We start from the raw sequence: 4,662 nt of genomic DNA on the forward strand, positions 1-4,662 counted from the left end.
CTAAGCAGACTTTCACTAAAGGAAATTATAAAATAACTATGTCTCTTTTTGAGCAAGTGAAATCAAGTTATTGCTTATATATTGATATACAGGACTAAGCAAGATTATAAAATAAAAAGAGAAGAGTGAAACCTCACTCTTCTTCTGATTGTACTTCTTCTACTTCATGTAGAGGTCACCATACATGTCTATCGACTTAAGAATAAATGCGTGATTTCTTCATTTTTCATAGTAATTACCTCCTGATTTTTAAACTCCTAGAACCACATAAACCTTAGCATACACATCATGTTTAGCTGCAAGTTGCTCCAGCTTTTTTTGTCTGTATTCGGTCACGGTAAAGAAATGAATGAGTGGTATTTTTCCATTGTATTTGTTTTTGTAATATAACGAAAACTCCCTGTACCTGCTCATTTTTTCAGCGTTCACATTCATCATTTGCGTACGATCTATTTCTACAGCATTTAGTGTTCCTTCTTCATCCCGAAACTTTACATCAGGAATAATTGTCTTCTTTTTATCATTTACTTTATAACGTATAGGTGTTTCTATCTGCCAGTCGTCGGGACAAAACAGATAGAGCCAAGCTTCATTTCTCATAAGGCTGTGAGCTAATCGACTATTTGGTACAATCTTTTCTGTATCGTCGAACAGTTCACGGCCCTTTTTATTTAAGTAATACACGTACTCTTTTTGATACACTGTGCTATTCACATATGGATTGAGATCTTTTAAAATACGATTTGCGTTACGTATACCACCCATATCGTGTACCGCCATTAAATGCCTACGGGTTGCGAACTTCAGCTTTCTAATCGAGGTTAGAATCGTCATCTGACGGTTGATTTTGATATGTGTCTGGATGTTCATCTTTCTTCACCTCAACCTCGTATTGTTTTAGATGTTTCCACATCTGCTTATCACTAATAAAAGGTACCTGTAGTTCTGTTAATCGATCTGTCTTATAAATAGCCCTACCAGGTAACGACGGTAATGTTTCTAATCCTGACTCATCAAGGACAACCTCAGATGCCTTGTATGTCGGTAATCTGAATCCTAACTTAGCGTCAGACATTTGCTTTACTACTGATGGTATTGAAGTAACCGTAGGATACTGTGTAGCCAGAATCAAACGAAAACCCAAGCCGCCCGATACAGTTGCTATATAACTAAGCATGTACTGGCACTCTTCCCGAATCTTGTTAACATCACGCGGTAACCCTTTTGCTGGGGCAAGTACAGCACCCTCATCAACAATAATGAAATACCGATCCATTTCTTTTGTTTCAACTATATTTTTGTATCCATTATTCTTCATGAATTTCCCGCGTTCTTCTATTTTACTCATAATTTGTTTTAATACATGATGTGCTTTTTCCACAGAATCAGCTACTTCCATTACTTGTTTCAAACTACTGAACTCGCTAAATTCCAACCCCCTTTCTTTTAAATCGATTAAATAAACGTGAGCATGTTCAGGATTTGCTTCAATCAAGGTCGTAAGTAGCACTTTCATAAACACAGTTTTTCCCATCCGTGTAAGACCACCTAATACCATATGAGGAGTTTTATCGAAGTCATGATAAATCAATCTTTCAAGGCTTTGCCCCATTGGTACACGCCATCTACCTTTTTCCACTAACCCTTCTGTCCATCCCCACTTCTCTGGTATATCCTTATGAAAAACACGAATCATTAATTTGTAATTATCGTATTTGATACGTACAGGTTTATTAAGTCCTTCGCTAACAACGTCCTCAACTTTTTGTATTAATTTCGATGGCATCCCTAACGGCAACCTATATACATAAGTCGTACTACGATTATCTTCTTTTCGCTCAAGAAAAACTGGATAATGTAGCTTTTCATCCTTCCTAATTGCAATTCCACTTACTTCAAAAAACACTTGTATCTTCTTTCTATCATCCTCTTTACCTTTTAATCTATCATTTACCAAAGCGTATCCCAGCGAAACTGCAGGTATTAATAACAACTCAAGCATAGGGGTTCACTCCTTATATATCCTTATAGGATATAGTTGCTCTTTACTGGAAGAATTACGTACGAGTTATTTTTCTTATATAACAAAATGTCCCGTGATTCCAGGTTCCATTCCTTCAAAGAAACACCATTAGCACATAACGTAGAAGGTACAAAAACGAGCCGGTAACAGTTGTATACATCGTCATACGTGGAAGCCAATGTGGAACACTCATCCCCATTTTCTCTGCTGCCTTCATCGCCACTACAGACAATCCAGTTCCTGTCCAAATTACAATTGCTTCTCCTGCAAGTGTCATATCGAATCCCTCTTTCTTTTCAGGTGTAATCCCTTAGCTTTCAGTATTGGTTGGTACTGGTCCATAACTTCCTCCCACTCAAGGATCTCTTCCTCATCCCCATATAAGTCATCCATGATTTCATTAGATAAACTGTAATAACCACGGTATTCTTTATTATCAAAAACCTCATGTCTTTCCATATGCTTTACGATTGAGTTCGCCTCACCTTTCCCCCTGGACTCCTTATACATGCTTTTCAGCTCTTTTGATGGGTACAAATACGGAGTGCCATTTAAGTAATCATATTGCCACCTCATTACTCATCCCTCCATCGTTTACAATCATCTAAATATGCATCAATCCTTTTCTGGAACCCTATCTCGTTGTATGGTCCATAAGGTTCTTCTTCCCCCAATAAGTCAACGATATCGATGTATTCTGGATGCTGTAGCATATTGTGAGCTGCGATGTGGTCGTACACACATTGCAACTCATCATGATCATCAGCCTCTGCGTGCATGTTAAACAAAGTTTGCGATGGATACAGTGGCATGCGACTTAAATACTTATATCCAGGTCTCATTAGTCCTCACCTTTCCCCTCTTGATGTCCTAAGTACCACTTGGTATTCCTCATGGTCTTGATGTGGTATTGGTATAGGTATATGATCTAGATATTAAATTTTGCGTGTCCAAACAAATTTTTTTGCCTGAATGCCTGTACTATTTTCAAAGGAGTTAGTCCTCCATTGTAGAAACTATTGTTTTGAGGTGATTATTTATGAAGTTTAAATGCCGTTTAAAAGTCATTTTTGCGGAATTAGAAATTAAACAAGGTGATTTTGCTAAACGCATTGGTATTGATGACTCCACTTTAAGTTCACTTGTTAAGAATCGTACAACACCACGTTTTGATACGGCATATAGGATAGCTCAAGAACTCGGTAAACCAATTGAAGAGATCTGGACCATCGAGGAATAATTCCTCCCCCTCCAGCCTTAATAAGTTTTTTATCTTTATTTTGCTTTTTATACTTGACTTTGACGGTCAGCAGACAATCATGGGATGAGGGTACAGGACAACGGCTAGGGCAGAGAATGACTACCTTACAACGCTTCAAAAAATAAAAGCGTTGTAAAGTAAACGTTCTGTCAATCATGGTCTATCGGGTTAAGGAATCCGTATAGTAACACCCTGTTTAAACGCTGTAATTTCTTACACAACTGACTTTTTACAGATAAAGCTTGTCCTATCTGCAGAAAGAATCAGGAAAGGAAATGCACTACTGGCGTATCCTTGATTACTCGTAACCTATCATTCTTTCATTATCAGCTGCTACCCGTGCCGTAACACGCCAAGCAACCGCCGTACCGTTAATGGCCGTACTCGCCTAGACTCCTAACAACGCAAACAAGGAAACGTTTTTCGTTAGGACGCTTAACTTTCTGACGTTGGCTTAGCTAACCTGTTCAAGTTTAACGAGTGTTAGGTCATTCCTCGTGTGGATCATCCCCTTAATTACCTAAAAAAGACAATAAGAAACTAGACCTCGTGTATATCTGTTTTTTCGAATGAAGATATTCACGAGGCTGGAGATTGTCCGATATTCAGTTAAAGCAAGAACTTATAGCACATGGGCTATAAGCATATTGATAAGTAAAAGAACAGAAGCTACAGTATAAAAACCATAAAACCAAATACAATCAGATTTTGTTTCTCAACCGAAGTAATCGCTTATTTTTTGCATCTATACTGTTCCACCCTTCACATTTATATAAAAATATGACTCTAGGAGTAAAACTTTATTAGTAACAATATATAACTCTAGGAGTCATACGTCAATAGTATTCCGGAAAAAGTTTTACTTTGATATGTAAATTGTGTAAAATATAAAGTAATAAACGATCGGAATGAACGGAGGTATTACCATGAGTTCTATGGTATTCACTTTAGGAGAAACGATGGAGGAAATCGGAATTACGAAAAACAAGTTATCCGTGGAATCCAAGGTACGCCCAGCCACTATTAGTAATCTAGTGAATGGCGAGGTTGGTCTTGTACGTTTTGATACATTAAAGTCAATCCTCGACGCTTTAAATGAATTAGCTTCAGAAAAAGGTATCAATAAAACGTACCAAATCGAAGATGTTGTACAGTACATAAAATAGATGTACTGTTTTTGTTTGCGTATATATTTCGCAATACTCTGATTTACTTAACTAGAAGTATTTAAGGAGGAGAAATATGGAGACAAAAACAACAGCAGACGGTAATACTTACATCATTGAAGTAGAACAAAAAAAGAGCTCTGGTAAAGAAAAATTTGGCCGTAAAACGTCATTAGTTTTTGGGATTTTCGGTATTATCTTTTCAGTCATTT

The 4,662-nt window shown here is 37.2% G+C and carries 5 protein-coding genes and 1 pseudogene; 2 read left to right on the forward strand and 4 right to left on the reverse strand.

Translation table 11 applies throughout. The features are described from left to right. Positions 1 to 249: 249 nt before the first annotated feature. The 3 genes from ACIGXW_RS33685 to ACIGXW_RS33695 all read right to left on the reverse strand — a co-directional run bounded on the left by ACIGXW_RS33685 (position 250) and on the right by ACIGXW_RS33695 (position 2,599). A complete protein-coding gene (locus tag ACIGXW_RS33685) occupies positions 250 to 870 on the reverse strand; it encodes a replication-relaxation family protein (protein ID WP_377922705.1) in 621 nt (206 codons plus the stop codon). Then, positions 812 to 2,002 carry an FtsK/SpoIIIE domain-containing protein gene (locus ACIGXW_RS33690; protein ID WP_377922704.1) on the reverse strand — a complete coding sequence of 397 codons (1,191 nt, stop codon included), beginning with the start codon at positions 2,000 to 2,002 and terminating at the stop codon, positions 812 to 814. Before ACIGXW_RS33690 ends, ACIGXW_RS33685 begins: the two co-directional genes overlap by 59 nt. Before the next feature lie 294 nt (positions 2,003 to 2,296). Further along, on the reverse strand, positions 2,297 to 2,599 hold the full coding sequence (locus tag ACIGXW_RS33695; RefSeq protein ID WP_377922702.1) for a hypothetical protein: 303 nt from the start codon (positions 2,597 to 2,599) through the stop codon (positions 2,297 to 2,299). A 463-nt stretch (positions 2,600 to 3,062) separates the two neighbouring features. On the opposite strand from ACIGXW_RS33695, the gene ACIGXW_RS33700 reads away from it, so the two are divergent. Continuing rightward, positions 3,063 to 3,263 (forward strand): helix-turn-helix transcriptional regulator, encoded by a 201-nt coding sequence (locus ACIGXW_RS33700; RefSeq protein ID WP_088113019.1) that lies wholly within the window; start codon positions 3,063 to 3,065, stop codon positions 3,261 to 3,263. A gap of 643 nt (positions 3,264 to 3,906) precedes the next feature. Here ACIGXW_RS33700 and ACIGXW_RS33705 read toward each other — a convergent pair. Then, positions 3,907 to 3,996: pseudogene (locus ACIGXW_RS33705) on the reverse strand (DUF3961 domain-containing protein); the annotation flags it as partial. Positions 3,997 to 4,210: 214 nt separating this feature from the next. Here ACIGXW_RS33705 and ACIGXW_RS33710 point away from each other — a divergent pair. Next, positions 4,211 to 4,450 (forward strand): helix-turn-helix domain-containing protein, encoded by a 240-nt coding sequence (locus ACIGXW_RS33710; protein ID WP_377922700.1) that lies wholly within the window; start codon positions 4,211 to 4,213, stop codon positions 4,448 to 4,450. Positions 4,451 to 4,662 lie beyond the last annotated feature (212 nt).

This window comes from Streptomyces sp. NPDC053079 (assembly GCF_044546695.1).
GTDB lineage: Bacteria > Actinomycetota > Actinomycetes > Streptomycetales > Streptomycetaceae > Streptomyces.

Bases quoted from the DNA above. Each gene is read 5' to 3' on its own strand.
- ACIGXW_RS33685 (WP_377922705.1), bottom strand. From the start codon at position 870: ATGAACATCCAGACACATATCAAAATCAACCGTCAGATGACGATTCTA.
- ACIGXW_RS33690 (WP_377922704.1), bottom strand. From the start codon at position 2,002: ATGCTTGAGTTGTTATTAATACCTGCAGTTTCGCTGGGATACGCTTTG.
- ACIGXW_RS33695 (WP_377922702.1), bottom strand. From the start codon at position 2,599: ATGAGGTGGCAATATGATTACTTAAATGGCACTCCGTATTTGTACCCA.
- ACIGXW_RS33700 (WP_088113019.1), top strand. From the start codon at position 3,063: ATGAAGTTTAAATGCCGTTTAAAAGTCATTTTTGCGGAATTAGAAATT.
- ACIGXW_RS33710 (WP_377922700.1), top strand. From the start codon at position 4,211: ATGAGTTCTATGGTATTCACTTTAGGAGAAACGATGGAGGAAATCGGA.